We start from the raw sequence: 456 nt of genomic DNA, 5'->3' as shown, positions 1-456 counted from the left end.
GGACGAACCTCTGGTATGTCAGTTGTACCGCCAGGTGCATGGCTGATTGGCTACGTTCGGGAGGGATAACCGCTGAAAGCATCTAAGCGGGAAGCTTGTTTCGTGATGAGTTCTCCTGGCACCCTTTTGGGTGTGTGAGGTTCCCTGTAGATGACGGGGTTGATAGGCCGGGTATGGAAGCGCTGTAAGGTGTGGAGTTGACTGGTACTAATAGACCGAAGGCTTACATTATAGTCATTTTTGTTTTGTGTGTTTGTGTTCACTGTACAGTTTTGAGGCAACAAACCTTCTGGGCCCCTTCTTTTTGGGGTGGGGTGTTGTTGTGTGGTTTTGCGGTGGTGATAGCCGGGGGGAAACGCTCAGTCTCCTTTTCGAACCTGGTTGCTAAGCCCTGTGGTGTTGATGGTACTGCATCTTGGTGGGTGTGGGAGAGTAGATGGCTGCCGCAATTTTTTT

General features: G+C 50.7%; 2 rRNA genes. Both read left to right on the top strand.

Annotation, left to right across the window (positions count from 1 at the left end):
- A 23S ribosomal RNA gene (locus D8M23_RS11655) occupies positions 1 to 231 on the top strand; the annotation flags it as partial.
- A gap of 100 nt (positions 232 to 331) precedes the next feature.
- A 5S ribosomal RNA gene (gene rrf, locus D8M23_RS11650) occupies positions 332 to 449 on the top strand.
- Positions 450 to 456: the final 7 nt, after the last annotated feature.

Origin of the sequence: Rothia sp. HSID18067, assembly GCF_003989445.1 — a bacterium.
Lineage (GTDB): Bacteria > Actinomycetota > Actinomycetes > Actinomycetales > Micrococcaceae > Rothia > Rothia aeria.
This window is presented reverse-complemented; position numbering and strand designations above follow the sequence as displayed.